Origin of the sequence: Pseudoflavonifractor phocaeensis, from assembly GCF_021531815.1 — a bacterium.
Taxonomy (GTDB): domain Bacteria; phylum Bacillota; class Clostridia; order Oscillospirales; family Oscillospiraceae; genus Lawsonibacter; species Lawsonibacter phocaeensis_A.
Genome location: NZ_JADYUM010000002.1, coordinates 168,480 through 183,804 on the forward strand (window position 1 = coordinate 168,480; position 15,325 = coordinate 183,804).

Genomic DNA, 15,325 nt, shown 5'->3' on the forward strand with positions numbered 1-15,325 from the left:
TTTCCATAGGGCGTACGGGAGAAAAGGGCAAGAAAAGTAATTGTTTTATCCCTCATATCCCGTATAATGGAGAAAACAGAGCCTAGAAGTTTTGGTTCTTGCATGGAGTGAGGAAAGCATCATGGCCAGAGTATCCACCAAAGAAAACAAGACCATTTACCAGCTGACCCGGGAGAGTCTGAAACTGACCCGGGAGGACGCCAGTGAGCTGTTGGTGACCATGTTTCCCGAGCGGATTGAGAAGATTGAAAATGAGCGCTCCATGCCCCATACCGTAAAATAGATTCAACCAAAGGGTTCCACACCCGAGTGACACGATTTGTCTGAGAGGAGGACCATATCTTCAATCATCCGAGCCCAAAGATCTTCTTTCCAAACATAGGATCGCTGGAAGAAGGGTACCTCTATAAGCGTGGAGTTATTAAATATACTTGTGATAATTGCTTTATGTGCATCCATAGTGAAACTCCTTATAAAACACTTCTGTATAGACTGTCGGCCTATCAGCATAATACGACAGCCTTGTCTTTATGCTATCATGTAACTATTATGAAAGGTAACATGATAATCGACTGACATACGCCAAAAAGTGAGATATTTTGTCGTTAGGGATGGGTTAGGGATTTGGCGGTTTCAGCGGCTATCCTCGCTCATGCTCCCGCCGCTTTTCTGTCCCTGAAATCGCCGCTGAACCGCAATCGTCCAAGAGACAAAAATAGAACAAAAAACGCAGAAAAACCGCCATTTCAGGCGGTTTTTCTGCGTAAAATGGCTGGGGTGGCTGGATTCGAACCAGCGAATGCCGGTGTCAGAGACCGGTGCCTTACCACTTGACGACACCCCAATATTGGCAGGGGCAAAGCGAATCGAACACTTAACCTACGGTTTTGGAGACCGTTGCTCTACCAGTTGAGCTATACCCCCGTGTGGTGATGCCTGCGGGGCTCGAACCCGCAATTTCCAGCTTGAGAGGCTGGCGTCCTAACCAATTAGACGAAGGCACCGTTTGGAGATACGGGCCGGATTCGAACCGGCGAATAACAGCTTTGCAGGCTGTCCTCTTAAACCTCTTGAGTACCGTATCGTATGGCTGGGATAGCTGGATTCGAACCAGCGTTGCTGGCGTCAAAGGCCAGAGCCTTAACCGCTTGGCTATATCCCAAAATTGTGGAGATCCGCGCCGGGCTCGAACCGGTCATTGCAACCGTGAAAGGGTTGTGTCCTAACCATTTAGACCATATTATAACCTCATACCACCGCCATACGACCATCGTGTTCTGTAATACCATCGCTGCCACGGAGAATGTTGAGAAAGAACTCAAGAAACTCTATCGCGGAGAGGTGATGGTCTATCACAGCCGAAACAAGAAGCAGGAACAGGATATGCTGTCCGGGAAAAAGCACATCATTGCCGCCACCAGTGCGTTGAGCATGGGGGTGGATATCCGGAACGTGGACCTGGTCATCCACTACAATATGCCCATGTCCCTGGCAGACTACTACCAGATGGCGGGACGAGCCGGTCGGGAAGGACAGCATGCCAGAAGCATTCTGCTTTATACTCCCGATGATTACACAGAAAATCACTGGCTGCTGAAGTGTATTGAAGAGAAAGGGGCAAGAAACCGTGCGCTGAGGCGGCTGGATGAGATGAAGGAGTTTTGTGAAGATGAGGAGCAGTGTATGGTCATCACGTTGCTCAATGCCCTTGGTGACTCCCATGAGAATGCCTGCCGCTACTGCACCAACTGCCAGAAAGGAAGATAAGTGATGTGTAAGATTGACATGGGGATCGACAGCTTTTCCTGTACATATAGTTTGACTCCGAAGCAGAAGGACAGCATTCTGGGTGCGCTCAGGATACGGCCAAGGTTTCAGATCAGATGCAACGATTATTTTGATTGTACTTATGACTATGCCAGCGATTGCTTTGCCGGGCAGGGGATTAAACTGCGGGTCTCCCGGTACCGAGGTTCCATCTGGAGACTCACCGTCACGGTCCATCCGACGCTCCTGCTGGGAGACACCGACAGAAGTGCACTGTTCCGCCCTGACAAGGAGAACACCAAGGAAGTGATGAGCGGGGCAGACCTTTTTCTGAAGGAAATTTGCTGTCCCTGTAAACTGAAAAACATGAAACTATACCGGGTGGACATCACAATCAACCTGATTTTTGATACAGCAGCTGTGGTGGAGAGCTACCTGCGTATCCTGAAAAAGAGCCTGATCCTGCCTAGGTATTATGTGGAATATTTCAGAAAAGGCGAGGATAAAGCCAAAGACTACAAGGAGGCCAACAAGCATTCCTATAAGCAGGGCTGCAAGACTGCGTCCTTCTTTGCCTACGATAAGACGGCGCAGTTGGAGATGATCGACGCCTCACCAGCCTCTCTGGTGGGGAAACGGGTGCTGCGGCTGGAAGTTCAGCTGCGCCGGAAAGGCATGCGGAAATGGGTAAGTAAAGATCACATGGACAACAACGGCAAGGTTTTGAGGATGCTATATGAGAAGGCGGGAGAGATCTTCAGCTGGTATCTCAAGCGGCTACAGCTCAAGGGGCAGCGCCATGTCCGCTACAAGGAAGCGAAGGAGATGATCGATGGCCTTCGGAGTAAAAAGACACGGGAACGGATGCTGTATCTGCTGCGCAAGGCAAGTGACCGGAAAAGCCTTTCTGCCGCCATTGAAGATCTGAAAGTGGAATTCGGACTGAAGTCCGGGCAGATCAACCGAGTCCTGAAAAAGTTTGACAAATTGGGCATCAGCCCCATCACGCTGACCAACGCGGACAGCGAAGAAAAACTTCCGGTGCTGGCAGGATTTCTTAAATAATCTCAATTTTCGTTCCTTTTTGCATCTAAAAAAGCACGGAATTGCTTTGAAATGAGCGTTTTTTAGTGAACGATAGGTAACATGAGTATAAGGTGGCATACGCTGCAACCGACTACATACCCCTGCGGCGCATGTTTCCAAAATACGCGAAAGGACGCGATTGAGTATGAAGTATATCGACTACAACAACATGAAAGAATTCTACACGATTGAGGAGGTGTGTCGCCTGTTCGAGCTGGACAAGCAAACCCTTCGGCACTACTGCAAAAAGTATGGAATTGAGCCGCAGGAGGACCAATATGGTAACTGGGGCTTCCGGAAGGTTCTGGTCCGTAGGCTGCACAACCACATCTATCAGGAGCAGAAGGCCACAGGGCAGGGTACAGGATACCGTGATAGGAAGCGGAGTGACCCATGGGGATGACAGAGCTTTTGACGGTCAAAGAGGTGGCGGCATTTCTGAAGGTCAGCCGTACCCAGGTAAGAAGACTGATCCGCTCCGGTCAGCTGAAAGGTATGATAATTGGCCGAGAGTATAGGATCTCGCTGGCCAGTCTGGCGGAGTTTACGGAGGAAGCTTTATAAAATCGAGTGTGCTAGTTATTGGAAAATCATGCCAGCGTCCATTATTTTTAGATTATTCCAAAATTAGAGAATGAGGTGCAGTCAGACATCGGATGTATGGCTTCCCAGATTTCGCAGACAAAGGTGTTATTGATTCCTCACAAAATAATGAATGGCCTCAGGAAATGTTCCCCTGAGGCCATTCATTATTTATTATTAAGGTACAGGATCAAAAAATGTGCAAATGGAGATATTTTGTTATCTTCTGTGCTTTATTGCTTCGGCGACCTCTTCCTTGGAATATCCTCGCTCCTGCAGCAGCAGGGAGCAGGCAGCCCTCTGCTGATAACTGCCATAGTGAAGGTTCCGGAACAACTGATCATCGCTGTAACAATCCAGTCGATCCTTGAGTTCCTGAATCTCCGCAGCGTTTTGTTGCAGAGCGTCATAAGCACTGCTTCCTGCTTTTTTTAATGTATCAAAAAATCCCATCGTCTGCTCTCCTCTCAATATTTTCTGGATACCTTCCAGGTGTGGGGCTTATCTCCTGTTTTACGAGGACACTTTCCCGGTTCAGGGCGTCCCTTCCCATCAATTTTGATTACTCTCTTTCCGCACCAAGTGCACTGGAACTCCATAAATAAGCAACCGTTGAACCCGCCTGCAATCCGTCAATCTGTTTCCTAAACCCCGGCATTGTGAATAGATGGGAAATGTACAGAGCTGTAACAGAATTAGAGAACTGTGATAGCCAAGTAATCATTCCATCTTGAAAGTAAAACTTATCCTCTGGTTTAATGATATAGCATCGTCCTAATGTACCCCGTGCTGTAACAAGAATATCTCCACTCTTAGGAACAAGCCCCAGTTCAAGTAATTCTGAAAATCTTGACTCTGGAATATACAAATCACAATCATTTATTCCTGTATCCATTTTGTTAACCAAGTCAGAAATCCTTAAGAAAGGAACCCCTTCTGTACTCTGTTCGTTTTGATATATTCGTTTGCTTGAACCTACTTCACAAAGTTCTCCAAGAGATTCAGTTTTCCAACCCTTATTGTTATATTCTGGGTCGCCAAACAGTTCGACAAATCGAGCTTTGACCAACTCGTCCAGCTTGGCAAGTTGCTGCTTGCGTAGGGAAATCAGATGATAAATATGTCCAAGCTGTTTTGCGGCTTTTTTCTGTTCTTCCAAACTCGGAAGCCTAATCTCAATATTTTCAACGATGCTTTTAGATATTTCCTTAAATGTTGCTCCTCGTCCAAGCGAATTTAAATAGTCTGTTTTACTCTTGAGGAAAAAATAGAGATACTCATTAAAAATTACATCAGAACAAATTAGATTCTTAAATCCCTGATTACAGCACAATTCACATCCCGCGATTGCAGTTTTACCAATAGGCGCACGAGATGACAAAATGACTGTACCCGCCGGCATATAGGATAACCCTGTTTTTTCTTTGCCGAGTTCTGAGATATGTCTCTGGGAATCAAAAAGATAACAGCTATCTTCATTCAGTTCAGCGGGTGTTATCCATTTAACATCTCCATCCCAATACTCCGGGATGTTTGTTTTTGGGGTGGAGCCAGACACGACTGTGCATATATCTCCTAATCTCGCCATCACAGCATCTCCTCCAGTTCCATCAGGCCCTGGGTGATCTGCATCTCCAACTCATGCAGATCTGCCATGATCTCCTGGGTGGAGGGGTACTCCACGGGCTTGTACTCCGTCTTTTTATACTTGTTGATGGACAGGTCGTAGCCGTTTTCCACGATCTCGGCCTTGGGGACAAAGAAGGACTGCTCCGTACGCTGGCGGTTCTCCTCATTCTGCAAATTGTGAAACCGGGCGACGATGTCGGGGATGTCGTTTTCCTTAACTTCGGTGCGCTTATCGTCCAGGCTGAACCCATCGGCCTGCATATCATAAAACCACACCTTGTCCGTGCCGCCATGGCCTGTCTTTGTGAACACCAGAATACCGGTGGACACGCCTGCGTAGGGCTTGAACACGCCGGATGGCATGGAAATGACCGCTTCCAGCCGGTTGCTGTCTACAAGCTCCTTGCGGATGGCCTTGTGGGCGGTAGAGGAACCAAACAGCACGCCATCGGGCACAATGACCGCTCCCCGGCCGCCCACCTTCAGCATCCGCAGGAACAGGGCCAGGAACAACAGCTCCGTCTTTTTCGTCTTGCAGATCTTCAGCAGATCAGCGGAGACGATGTCCGCGTCCAGGCTGCCCTTGAAAGGCGGGTTGGCCAGAATAAGGGAGTACTTCTCTTTGTCCGTGTTCTGGTCGCTGAGGCTGTCCCGGTACTCAATGAAGGGGTTGTCGATGCCGTGAGTCATCATGTTCATGGCGCCGATGCGCAGCATGGTGCGGTCCATGTCGTAGCCATGGAACATGTGGTTCATGTAGTGGTCCTTCTTCTGCTTGTTGAAGAAGATCTCTTCCTTATAGTTCTCTTTCAGATACTCACCGGCGGACACCAGAAAACCGGAGGTGCCGCAGGCCGGATCACAGATCACGTCGTCCGGCCGGGGCTGCATCAGCTCCACCATCATGCGGATGATATGGCGGGGAGTGCGGAACTGGCCGTTGACGCCGGCGGTGGCAATTTTACTGAGGAGGTATTCATAAATGTCGCCGCGGGTGTCGCTGTCCTGCATCTGCGCCATCTGCTCATAAATGCCGTCCAGAGCGGTGACGATCTTATCCAGCATCAGCGGCGTGGGGATTTTGAAAATGGCGTCGTCCATATACTTGGCGTAGGCACTGGACTTATCCCCATGAAGCGTTTTGATGAACGGGAACACCCACTCCTGCACAGTAGCGTACATTTTTCCCGCAGGGAAATCGTGAAATACCGACCACTTCAACTGATTGCCGGGAATGGTGCGGTCGCCGATCTTTACCTCGTCAGCAAAGATACTCTTGTGAGGCAGGCCCAGCATGGCGCTCTCTTTTGCCCGCAGATTGTCGGTATCGTCCAGATCGCGGATAAACATCAGATAGGTCATCTGCTCCACGACGTCCAGCGGGTTGGTTATGCCGCCGGTCCAGAATACGGTCCACAAACTGTCGATCTTATTTTTCAGTTCACCAGTGATCATAATCAGTCGTTCTCCCTGTTCCAAATGTAGGCGGTATAGCGTCCGCCGCTGAGTTTGATGATCTCGCCGCTTTTCTGTAATTCGCTTAGTGTCCGCTGCACGGTGGCCTGGCTGATGTCCGGGCATTTCTCCATGATCTCCACCTTGGTGATCTTGCCGAGGGTGTCTTTGATCAGTTCGCGGATCCGGTCTGGCTTGGACAGGCCCTTTGTTGTCAGAAACTGCACACGGGAAGAAAAATCTCGATAGGCAGCGACAATCACGCCCAGCATGTAGCGCACAAATGGCCCATAGTCGTTGGCGTTCTCGTGCCACCCGGCGGAGCTTTGCTGCAGGGCTTCGTAATAGGTCTCTTTGCTCTGCTCGATCATTTTTTCTATGCTGATATATTTACCGACAATATATCCGGAGCGATAGAGAAGCAATAGCGTCAGCAAGCGGCTCATTCGGCCATTTCCGTCGTTGAACGGGTGGATACAGAGAAAGTCCAGAATGAACATAGGAATGATCAGAAGGGGATCAGCACCAGACTGCACCGCATCGTCGTAAGCTTTGCAGGCGAGGTCAATGGCTTCCGGCGTTTCCCAGGCGGGGACAGGCTGGAAGCGGATACGTCTATTGCCCTCACTGTCAGTCTCCGCAATAACATTGTCGGAATTTTTATAGTTGCCGCCAATGGATATGCCGCTGAACTTATACAGGTCACGATGAAGCTGTAGGATCATGGTCGGGCGCAGGGGGATATATTCATAGTTTTCGTGAATCGTTGTGAGCACATCTCGGTAACCAGCAATCTCCTGCTCATTTCTGGTACGGGGAGTGGTTTTATCCAGAACGATTTTTTTCAAGCGGTCATCGGATGTATAAATGCCCTCAATTTTATTAGAGGCCTCTGTGCTCTGAATTTTTGCAATTTCAACCAACTGCGTTAGTGTATCATGCTTGGCCTCGATGAAAAGGTTTTGTTCGCCTTTAAATTCATGTATTTGAGTCAGAAGCGCCACAATATCGGCAGTGAGCAGCTTTTGCCACTCAGCGGTGAGCTGGTAGTTGTGCATAAAAGATACCTCAACATTGTACATTCAGAATTGTTCTCAATTTATTATATGGCTATTATACTCCCAAGTCAATCAATTTACTCATTTTTAGATTAATGATCAAATTGAGGGGCTGAGCTATAAAATAAACCATATTGAACGTCAGGGCACTGTATTCCGAACCTTGCGGTAAAATGTACTGGGCTTCATATTCAGACGCCGCATGGCCTCCGCTGCTGTAATTTCACCGCGCCTCCACATATCGGTGACCTCTTGGAAATGCGGCGGCGTAATAGGTTTTCGTCCGGTGTATTTCCCAGCCTTCTTCGCAATGGCGATTCCCTCGCGCTGTCGCTGCAAAATATACTCCCGCTCCAGCTCGGCCACGGCACCGAAGATAGTCAGCATAAACTTTCCGGTGGGGGTGGTGGTATCGATGGCCTCCTTGCGGGAGACAAACTCCACATCTTTTTTCGTCAACTGCTCCACCAGCTCCAGCAGATCCCGTGTGTTCCGTGCAAAACGGCTGATGGATTCCACGATCACCGTATCACCCTGGCGCACATAGGCCAGCATCTTCTTCAGTTCCGGCCTGTCCGTATTTTTGCCACTGGCCTTGTCAATGTATAGCTGTTCCACGCCAAGCTCCTGCATCAGCACTTCCTGTCTGGCTGTGTTCTGTTCCTGGGTGCTGACCCGTACATATCCAACTTTCATAGTTACATCTCCATTTTCCCAATAGGGTCAGTTTCCAAATTGGCACATGCCAAAATGCCAAAACCAACCCTATTGGGACAGTTTTTTCCTATGCCATTGGGGTAAACCCTATTGGCACATGTTTATCAGGGCATGATGATGATTTGACTGCCAATGTTCAGAAACAGTTCCGGCTTGGCAAACACCGTCTTATAGTGCTGTACCTGTTCATCGGTCAGAGAAGTAAAGTTTTCCTCATCCGGCGGGGCGCCGCAGAGGAGGAATGTTCCACAGACAACATCGTAGGCTTTCCCGGTATGAGGTTCCCGCAGCGCCCGGTTCATAGGCAGCCCCATCAGTTTTCCCTCATCGTTGCAGATCAGAGCCACTGGTTCCTCAAAGGGATACAGCGCCTGGATCAAACCACCTACGATTTTTTGCATCGCGGCGAGACCGGAAGGGATTTCTTTTTCATAAGGGGCCTTTCCGGGTTCCACGATCAGAACGCGCAGCACAGCAGTTCTTGCTTCATATGGTTCCACAGTACAACATCTCCTCAACATCGTCGGTGGTAAATCCGTCCGCAAGCAGGGCATCCACATACCCGGATGAGAAGCCATAGAAAGACGCCACCGATTTCAATTCCCGGATATACTCCTGCTCAGCTGCAGTTTGGAGCGGGACATACCGGCTTCTGGCTGGAGGCTCCAGCAGAAAGGAATATGGGGCATACCAGCGGGAATACAGATTCCGGGTGTCAAAGGAACCACGGGTCTGAAGTCCGTTTGCGTCGATTTTCAGAATCTCACCGCACTCCAGCTTGACCTGGGACGGCTTATCCAATCGATAGGGCATGTGAACGATAGCATTTATGAGAATCTCCTCGGTAGAGGCGTAGAGGTACAGGCCGCTGTCGAGATAGTGGTAGATACACAGGGGATTATCCCCTTTAACGAAGTAGAGATCATCCCGGTCATCCAATACGGTAAAGGAGAAGGAGCCCTCCACCTGTTCCGCCATGTATTTCAGGCTGGCAAAGGTGAGGGCTCCCTGTTGCTGGAGCAGCTGAACGGCTATAAAGCTGTCCGTCTCGATATTTGTCTGGGGCAACTTTTTCTCCTTGCGCAACAGAACATCATTGTACAGAACTCCGTTATGGGCCAGGGCAAAGGTATTGCTGCCCGCTCTGGCCTGGAAAGGATGATTATTGTTGTTACGCCGCGCGTCCCCCTGAGTAGTCATTCGGGCATGCCCCATGACCACTTTCGTCCCCGCCGGGATATGGAAACGGAGCTTGTGGCCGGGGACAGGGCGTTTGTACACCCGCAGCTTCCCCCGGGCGTTATAGGCAATCCCGGTGGCATCAGTGCCTCTGGCTTCGCTGGCTGCGGCCAGGAAATGGAGCATTCGTGACTTTTGCTTCTCGGAAAACTGGTCTCTTGGGTCAAGGATTCCAAACAGACAGCACATCAGATCTCCACCTCGCTCTCTACCGGCTCATTGACGTACAGTCGCCGCTCTTTCAGGTATTGGACCAGCTCCGGCTGGGTACATCCGGCGACGAAGGTGGTCCAGGACATGTTTTTCACTTCCTCGTCAGACAAGAAAAGGGCCACATCGCAGACCCTGTCAATGAGCTGCAATGTGGCGATCAAAGTATTGAGTTTTAAGGTCCCACGGAAGATGCGGAACTCAATGGTATCCGTGTTGGTCAGGTTGACGCAGGTGTATCTCCCAGCCCCATACCCTTTCTTGGCGTGGTCCAGGATGTCACGGGGCTGCTCCTTGTAGCCGTACCGGGCTGCCCAGCGCTCCAGCTGGCGCTGGGTACGACGGCTGAACTTCAACAACTCGTCCCAGTGCTTCTCAAAGAAGTAGAGGATTCGAGCGATCACGGCGTCCTGCTCCGCTTCGGTCGGCCCAAAAGCTGCCCGGCTGACGTGGATGTGGAGGCCGCAGGTAGAGGCCTGATGGGACTGGTAGCCCAGCCGGACCGTTTCCCTCAGGATGTCCACCCAGGGCATCTCTTTCTGGTGAAAGGCCAGGGACATGGGATGGCTCACCAGTTCAAAGCCATCGTCCAGAGAGCCGTCATGTTTGCAGTACAGCAGCTCCGAACCGCCTCTATTTGCCACGTCCAGAATCTGTGACGCCTTGCTGTCAAGTTCCCCCGCTCCGTCGATCTCCAGCTCGACGCCCATGTAGCGGGGACCTTCTCCATAGAAAATGGGCTCCGGCTTATAATAGTAGTCGTTAATCCCCTTGGGTGAGGCGTAGTAGCAGACGTTGCAGTAGGGATACTCCTCATCCTCGTCGGAGTCCTGGTAGAAGGCCTCGGACCGTCTGAGAAGCATACCACAACGGGTGCAGGTGGTGTAGTGCTCGTCAAAACAGTCTTGGCACAAGGGATGCATTTCGGTCCCTGCATTGTTCTCCCACAGGATTCGTTCCCCGCACACCCGGCAAAGCGTGGTGTGTTCCGCCAAGCAGCTGGGACACAGCTCCCGTCCATCCACTTGTGTTCTCCGATCTGTCGGGTACTCGGCTCCGCAAATGCTACATACAAAGGTTTCTTTCATGCTGTTTTCCTCCTGAAATTGATTTGGTCCCCGGGGAATTACCCCGAGGACCTTCATGGTTATAATATATATCTCTGTCTGGAAGGAAACCAGAATGGTAATCGTCAATTCGGTACTGTCAAGAGTTGGACCTGTTGACAAAGTGGCGTATAAACCCTTTCTATGGTATAATAACCATAGGGAGGGATGTGGCATGATGGGGCGCCAAAGCAGACAAATGGCAATAATTTTCGTGGATATGGAGTCATTGATTCCAGAGAACCATCTGCTGCGGAAGATTGACCGGACAGTATCCTTTAATTTTATCTATGATCTTCTGGCACCGTATTATCCGGCGACTGGCCGTCCATCTGTCGACCCTGTCAGTATGTTCAAAATGCTCTTGATTGGATATCTGTATGGCATCAAATCAGAGCGGCGGCTGGTAGAGGAAGTTCAGCTCAACATCGCCTACCGATGGTTCTGTGGATTCGAACTGGATGACGCCATCCCGGATCACTCCACATTCAGCAAAACCAGGACACGCAAATGGCAGCAGAGCAACCTTTTTCAGAAAGCCTTTTATGAAATCGTGAAACAGTGTATAGCTGGCGGCCTTATAGATGGAAAAGCCATGGCTGCGGACGGAAGCTACATTCCAGCCAACGTATCAAGAGAAAGCTGGATTGATGTAGAAATAGAAGTTGAGCAAAGTATGCAAAGCTATCTTGACTCCTTGGATGAAGAACTTTCCAACCAGCCGGGGTTCAAAAAGCCGCCAACGAGAATAGCACGGAAACGTCGCACTACCAGCCATACGGATCCAGACAGCGGCTATATTAATCACGGCAGTAAACGCGGCATTTTAACAGGCGTTGATGTATATCCTGCCAATGAGAAAGAAAGTATCCTGGTCTTGCGGCATTTGGAACGGCAAATCAATCTTGGTATCCCAATGAAACGACTTGCTCTGGATCGCGGATATGAAACTGGTGCTGTCCACCGGGGACTGGAACTTCTGGGTATTACCGGATATATCCCTGCAATCCAGTTCTCCAATCCACCCGAGAAATATGGGTTCTCCTACGACCCGCAACAGGACGCGTTCATTTGTCCGGAAGGAGTTCCTCTTACATACCACAGGCTAAATTGCAACAAATCGACCGGAAAATATCTGCGTTGCTACCAAGTCGAGGGCGACGCTTGTATGCGCTGTTCAAAACGACAGAGTTGTTTTGACAAGGCTGGAATTCGGCGCAGGGTGCTGGCCAGCAGCTGCTATCCAGCATTTTTCAGAGGACATCAGCGGGTGGGAACTCCGGATTACCTATCTATGATGCGGCTTCGTAAAATCTGGGCCGAGGGCAGCTTCTCCGTTTTAAAACGGGAACACTGTATTTCAAAGATTCGAAAAAGGGGCATTCTTGCAGCCACGGAAGAATGCCTCCTTGCTGCCATGGCCCTAAACCTTAAAAGAATGGTAAATGCTATCTTTTTCTATCTCCAATTCCAATGTTCTGCCGAAAAACCTGTGGGTTTCGGCAGAATTTTTGCTTTTGTCAACAGGTCCCTTATCTTACATTATCCTATTCAATTTACCGCAAGTCGCCTTTTGCTTTGACGCTTACAAAGGGACTGCCTCAATCTGCACGTGGCATTTTGAGACAGCCCCTTTATTGTTCCTACATAGCAAACTACACCAATGCTTTTCAACAAGGCTCAATAGTTGCAATTACACCATTTCTTTAGTATCCCAACAATCTCCTCGTCTCCGGAATTTAGGAGTGAAAATAGCGTTTTTAGCATGCCTTTATATATCTGACATTTATAGTCGCTAGGATTCAATGCGAAAAGGTTATTGTTCTCATAATAATTTAGAACGGGGCATGTACCACAAAACGGCGAAAATACACAATCTGAGCAGAGCGGAGAGCTCTCTAAACATGATGCAGTAGCCAGCGCTTTGCAGACAGAATTGTCAAAAAGATCTTGATAATTTGATTCGATGGTTCCTAATTGAAAAGAATGGTCTAAGACATACATTCAGGGTGCTTACCGAAACATAACCTAAGGCCCAAGCCAGTAACGATTTGGTTGATGGCTGCGGTAGGAATCTTCTCCAATTGCCCAAAAGACCTTTGCGGAAATCTTTTATAAACAGAACTACGCTCTCAACAATCACATACATCAAAGCAAGGCACTTGTAACTATGCTGTCAAACCGACCATAATGGCCAACGTAAAAACGAGTAACACCGTAATCGACAATGTGCTGACGGATGGCACTAAGAATACATGGGTATATCTCATCAGGGGTTGAGGCGTGTCCAATAAAAAGCAAGATTTACTCATGACTTCGTCGAGTAGACTTTCGGGGTCGTTATCGATTAAGTCTCCATGCTTACTTGGGCCGGGCGTAAAATTTTGTGTAAGCGTTTTTCGACAAAAGTCAAGAATGGCGCTGGGAAGCAGAGCGGATTTTGGCCTGAATCCCTTGGTAACCGAGAGGCAGGTACATCCAATGTATCATCGCAATATGGTAAAATAACCATAGGGAGGGATGTGGCATGATGGGACGCCAAAGCAGACAAATGTCAATGATTTTCGTAGATATAGAGTCACTGATTCCAGAAAACCACCTTCTGCGGAAAGTCGACCGGATGGTGTCTTATGACTTCATCTATAATCTTCTGGCACCATATTACGATTCTTTCTGGCCATTATAAAAACCTCCAATGTGGTGCTCTTATTCTACACCACATCGGAGGTTTACACAAATTTTGGGATGGTCTCCGCGGGTATGAGACTGGTGCTGTCCACCGGGGACTGGAACTTCTTGGCATTACCGGATATATCCCTGCAATCCAATTCTCCAATCCACCCGAGAAATACGGCTTCTCCTACGACCCGCAACAGGACGCGTTCATTTGTCCGGAAAGAGTTCCTCTTACATACCACAGGCTAACATAATGCGTACTGGAACAACGCAGCGCTCCAGTGGAAATACGCATTGTAACAATGGCTGAATTCCATAAAAGCGGCTCCTTTGAGCGACACCTTTCCCAGAAAAAGTGTCTGCTTTTTAAGGGAAAACAGTACTGATTTTATCACTCCGGCAGATACGGATAGCCGGAGCTCACCCAATAGTCTCCCTTCTCCAGGGCCGCTTTGGTAATTTCTCTGCCCCAGTGAACCTTGCCGCGATAGTTGCCCTCTACTACAACAATACTGTTCTCGTTCTTTTCCAGTACCACGACAGAGTGAGACTCATTGATTCTGACATAATCCCCCGGTCTGATCCAGTCAAACACGGCATTCTTGACATCTTCTTCAGAGGTACTATAGGCGTGATAAGAAAGTCTGGAGCTCTGGTCCACGCCAAAGATGTCCTCTACCACATAGCTCCCAAACGCCGCACAGCCCGAAGCACCCGCAATCCCATATTCGTCATAGTAAAAGTAGTTGTCATCTCCGCTGAGCATACCCTCGGGATATTTGGATTTCAGAGAGTACATCACCTCTTGAATATGCTCGGGCGTGATGGTCTTACCGTTCTTCAGTCTCACATCCGGAGTCAACCCTTCCATGGCGTCTTTATCTCCCGCGTTCAGCCAATAGTCAGGAGTGTGAAATGTCATATACCACCACACATCCGTGTTGTTCACAGGCTTGCCCGCCTCCTGGCTCACCAGCTCCATGGCCTTCCTTAAAACCACACAGGCCTGTGCCCGGGTCACTTTTCCTTCTCCATCAAAGGTTCCCGCACTGTCAATGCCGCTCATACAGCCAAGCTTATATACCATGCTTATGGCGGAATTGTATTGCCAGCCATAGTTGTCAATCACGTCATAATCAGGGATATCATCGATTACCATATGCTCATATACGTCATTCAGATCCAAATGATACATCAGGTAGTTTGCCAGCATCATCGCCATGTTTTTTCTGGACATACCGTTGTTTACATATTTGGAATCCCACTGCTCCCGGCCATTGACCATTTCATATGTATAAATGGCCGGCTGTCTGGTCAAAAGCTCATTTTCCAGCGCGATATGCAGAAATGAGCCATACCAGGTATCGTATTCCTTTGTGTTGGCAGCCAGTTCATCAGGAAAAAATGCTCTCACCATCATAGTGGCAAACTGTGCCGTGGTCACTTCACCGTTGGGTGCGAACTTCCCCTCGCCCACACCAGACACAATTCCTCTTGATGCCATCTCCTCAATGGCCGAACAAGCCCAGTGGTCTGTTGGCACGTCGGAAAAGGTCCGAACGTCTGCGGCAAATGCTGAAGAAGCCATGATCCCAACCATCATAGCCGCTGTCAGCGCCAGTGAGATGAGTTTTTTCTTCATATCTGCGTCTCCCCTATCTTTTTTCCGATTTTTCTCTCCGGTCTAGCCTTCTGCATGGACCCTGGGAGCCCTAAAGCCCCTTACCTTCCGCCTCTATTGTTGGATGGCTTCATTTTACCACAATTCTTCTACAATACAACATGAATTGAATATCCCGC

The 15,325-nt window shown here is 49.1% G+C and carries 15 protein-coding genes and 6 tRNA genes; 6 read left to right on the top strand and 15 right to left on the bottom strand.

Annotated features, from left to right (window positions below; translation table 11 throughout):
- Nucleotides 1-121: 121 nt before the first annotated feature.
- Nucleotides 122-283 carry a hypothetical protein gene (locus tag I6E42_RS02035; RefSeq protein ID WP_235370174.1) on the top strand — a complete coding sequence of 54 codons (162 nt, stop codon included), beginning with the start codon at nucleotides 122-124 and terminating at the stop codon, nucleotides 281-283.
- Nucleotides 284-769: 486 nt separating this feature from the next.
- Here the strand turns inward: I6E42_RS02035 and I6E42_RS02040 are convergent.
- The 6 genes from I6E42_RS02040 to I6E42_RS02065 all read right to left on the bottom strand — a co-directional run bounded on the left by I6E42_RS02040 (nucleotide 770) and on the right by I6E42_RS02065 (nucleotide 1,237).
- A tRNA-Gln gene (locus tag I6E42_RS02040) sits at nucleotides 770-844 on the bottom strand.
- A 4-nt stretch (nucleotides 845-848) separates the two neighbouring features.
- A tRNA-Trp gene (locus I6E42_RS02045) sits at nucleotides 849-924 on the bottom strand.
- Between the two features lie 3 nt (nucleotides 925-927).
- Nucleotides 928-1,004 (bottom strand) — tRNA-Glu (locus tag I6E42_RS02050).
- A gap of 3 nt (nucleotides 1,005-1,007) precedes the next feature.
- Nucleotides 1,008-1,084, bottom strand: a tRNA-Cys gene (locus I6E42_RS02055).
- A 3-nt stretch (nucleotides 1,085-1,087) separates the two neighbouring features.
- Nucleotides 1,088-1,162: transfer RNA gene (locus tag I6E42_RS02060), tRNA-Gln, on the bottom strand.
- A 6-nt stretch (nucleotides 1,163-1,168) separates the two neighbouring features.
- A tRNA-Glu gene (locus I6E42_RS02065) sits at nucleotides 1,169-1,237 on the bottom strand.
- Between I6E42_RS02065 and I6E42_RS02070 the strand changes: the two genes are divergently transcribed.
- The 4 genes from I6E42_RS02070 to I6E42_RS02085 all read left to right on the top strand — a co-directional run bounded on the left by I6E42_RS02070 (nucleotide 1,207) and on the right by I6E42_RS02085 (nucleotide 3,417).
- On the top strand, nucleotides 1,207-1,767 hold the full coding sequence (locus I6E42_RS02070) for a helicase-related protein (protein WP_328284070.1): 561 nt from the start codon (nucleotides 1,207-1,209) through the stop codon (nucleotides 1,765-1,767). The genes I6E42_RS02065 and I6E42_RS02070 overlap by 31 nt on opposite strands.
- Before the next feature lie 3 nt (nucleotides 1,768-1,770).
- The gene (locus I6E42_RS02075; RefSeq protein ID WP_235370176.1) at nucleotides 1,771-2,832 is read left to right on the top strand and encodes a hypothetical protein; all 1,062 of its coding nucleotides are present in this window, start codon (nucleotides 1,771-1,773) and stop codon (nucleotides 2,830-2,832) included.
- Between the two features lie 166 nt (nucleotides 2,833-2,998).
- Nucleotides 2,999-3,256, top strand: coding sequence for a MerR family transcriptional regulator (locus I6E42_RS02080; RefSeq protein WP_235370177.1), 258 nt, complete (start codon nucleotides 2,999-3,001; stop codon nucleotides 3,254-3,256).
- Nucleotides 3,247-3,417: a helix-turn-helix domain-containing protein gene (locus I6E42_RS02085; RefSeq protein WP_235370178.1), complete on the top strand. Its 171-nt coding sequence runs from the start codon at nucleotides 3,247-3,249 to the stop codon at nucleotides 3,415-3,417. Before I6E42_RS02080 ends, I6E42_RS02085 begins: the two co-directional genes overlap by 10 nt.
- Before the next feature lie 237 nt (nucleotides 3,418-3,654).
- On the opposite strand, the gene I6E42_RS02090 is transcribed toward I6E42_RS02085, so the two are convergent.
- The 8 genes from I6E42_RS02090 to I6E42_RS02125 form a co-directional block, all read right to left on the bottom strand.
- Complete coding sequence (locus tag I6E42_RS02090) at nucleotides 3,655-3,888, bottom strand: hypothetical protein (RefSeq protein ID WP_235370179.1); 234 nt, start codon at nucleotides 3,886-3,888, stop codon at nucleotides 3,655-3,657.
- 109 nt (nucleotides 3,889-3,997) lie between these two features.
- Complete coding sequence (locus tag I6E42_RS02095) at nucleotides 3,998-5,023, bottom strand: restriction endonuclease subunit S (RefSeq protein ID WP_235370180.1); 1,026 nt, start codon at nucleotides 5,021-5,023, stop codon at nucleotides 3,998-4,000.
- Nucleotides 5,023-6,519 (bottom strand): class I SAM-dependent DNA methyltransferase, encoded by a 1,497-nt coding sequence (locus I6E42_RS02100; RefSeq protein WP_235370181.1) that lies wholly within the window; start codon nucleotides 6,517-6,519, stop codon nucleotides 5,023-5,025. Before I6E42_RS02100 ends, I6E42_RS02095 begins: the two co-directional genes overlap by 1 nt.
- 2 nt (nucleotides 6,520-6,521) lie before the next feature.
- Entirely contained in the window at nucleotides 6,522-7,577 is a 1,056-nt protein-coding gene (locus I6E42_RS02105) for a Fic family protein (protein ID WP_235370182.1), read from the bottom strand.
- Nucleotides 7,578-7,718: 141 nt separating this feature from the next.
- Entirely contained in the window at nucleotides 7,719-8,273 is a 555-nt protein-coding gene (locus tag I6E42_RS02110) for a recombinase family protein (RefSeq protein WP_235370183.1), read from the bottom strand.
- A 125-nt stretch (nucleotides 8,274-8,398) separates the two neighbouring features.
- Nucleotides 8,399-8,794, bottom strand: a complete 396-nt coding sequence (locus I6E42_RS02115; RefSeq protein ID WP_235370184.1) for a DUF3846 domain-containing protein — start codon at nucleotides 8,792-8,794, stop codon at nucleotides 8,399-8,401.
- Nucleotides 8,781-9,659, bottom strand: a complete 879-nt coding sequence (locus I6E42_RS02120; protein ID WP_235370185.1) for a class II glutamine amidotransferase — start codon at nucleotides 9,657-9,659, stop codon at nucleotides 8,781-8,783. Before I6E42_RS02120 ends, I6E42_RS02115 begins: the two co-directional genes overlap by 14 nt.
- A 62-nt stretch (nucleotides 9,660-9,721) precedes the next feature.
- Nucleotides 9,722-10,831 carry an amidoligase family protein gene (locus tag I6E42_RS02125; protein ID WP_235370186.1) on the bottom strand — a complete coding sequence of 370 codons (1,110 nt, stop codon included), beginning with the start codon at nucleotides 10,829-10,831 and terminating at the stop codon, nucleotides 9,722-9,724.
- Between the two features lie 193 nt (nucleotides 10,832-11,024).
- Here I6E42_RS02125 and I6E42_RS02130 point away from each other — a divergent pair, with 193 nt between their 5' ends.
- Complete coding sequence (locus tag I6E42_RS02130; protein ID WP_235370187.1) at nucleotides 11,025-12,431, top strand: transposase; 1,407 nt, start codon at nucleotides 11,025-11,027, stop codon at nucleotides 12,429-12,431.
- Nucleotides 12,432-13,916: 1,485 nt separating this feature from the next.
- Here I6E42_RS02130 and I6E42_RS02135 read toward each other — a convergent pair.
- Nucleotides 13,917-15,167 carry an S-layer homology domain-containing protein gene (locus tag I6E42_RS02135; protein WP_235370188.1) on the bottom strand — a complete coding sequence of 417 codons (1,251 nt, stop codon included), beginning with the start codon at nucleotides 15,165-15,167 and terminating at the stop codon, nucleotides 13,917-13,919.
- Between the last annotated feature and the right edge of the window lie 158 nt (nucleotides 15,168-15,325).

Coding starts and splice junctions, on each gene's coding strand:
- I6E42_RS02035 (WP_235370174.1), top strand. CDS start 122: ATGGCCAGAGTATCCACCAAAGAAAACAAGACCATTTACCAGCTGACC.
- I6E42_RS02075 (WP_235370176.1), top strand. CDS start 1,771: ATGTGTAAGATTGACATGGGGATCGACAGCTTTTCCTGTACATATAGT.
- I6E42_RS02080 (WP_235370177.1), top strand. CDS start 2,999: ATGAAGTATATCGACTACAACAACATGAAAGAATTCTACACGATTGAG.
- I6E42_RS02085 (WP_235370178.1), top strand. CDS start 3,247: ATGGGGATGACAGAGCTTTTGACGGTCAAAGAGGTGGCGGCATTTCTG.
- I6E42_RS02090 (WP_235370179.1), bottom strand. CDS start 3,888: ATGGGATTTTTTGATACATTAAAAAAAGCAGGAAGCAGTGCTTATGAC.
- I6E42_RS02095 (WP_235370180.1), bottom strand. CDS start 5,023: ATGGCGAGATTAGGAGATATATGCACAGTCGTGTCTGGCTCCACCCCA.
- I6E42_RS02100 (WP_235370181.1), bottom strand. CDS start 6,519: ATGATCACTGGTGAACTGAAAAATAAGATCGACAGTTTGTGGACCGTA.
- I6E42_RS02105 (WP_235370182.1), bottom strand. CDS start 7,577: ATGCACAACTACCAGCTCACCGCTGAGTGGCAAAAGCTGCTCACTGCC.
- I6E42_RS02110 (WP_235370183.1), bottom strand. CDS start 8,273: ATGAAAGTTGGATATGTACGGGTCAGCACCCAGGAACAGAACACAGCC.
- I6E42_RS02120 (WP_235370185.1), bottom strand. CDS start 9,659: ATGCTCCATTTCCTGGCCGCAGCCAGCGAAGCCAGAGGCACTGATGCC.
- I6E42_RS02125 (WP_235370186.1), bottom strand. CDS start 10,831: ATGAAAGAAACCTTTGTATGTAGCATTTGCGGAGCCGAGTACCCGACA.
- I6E42_RS02130 (WP_235370187.1), top strand. CDS start 11,025: ATGATGGGGCGCCAAAGCAGACAAATGGCAATAATTTTCGTGGATATG.
- I6E42_RS02135 (WP_235370188.1), bottom strand. CDS start 15,167: ATGAAGAAAAAACTCATCTCACTGGCGCTGACAGCGGCTATGATGGTT.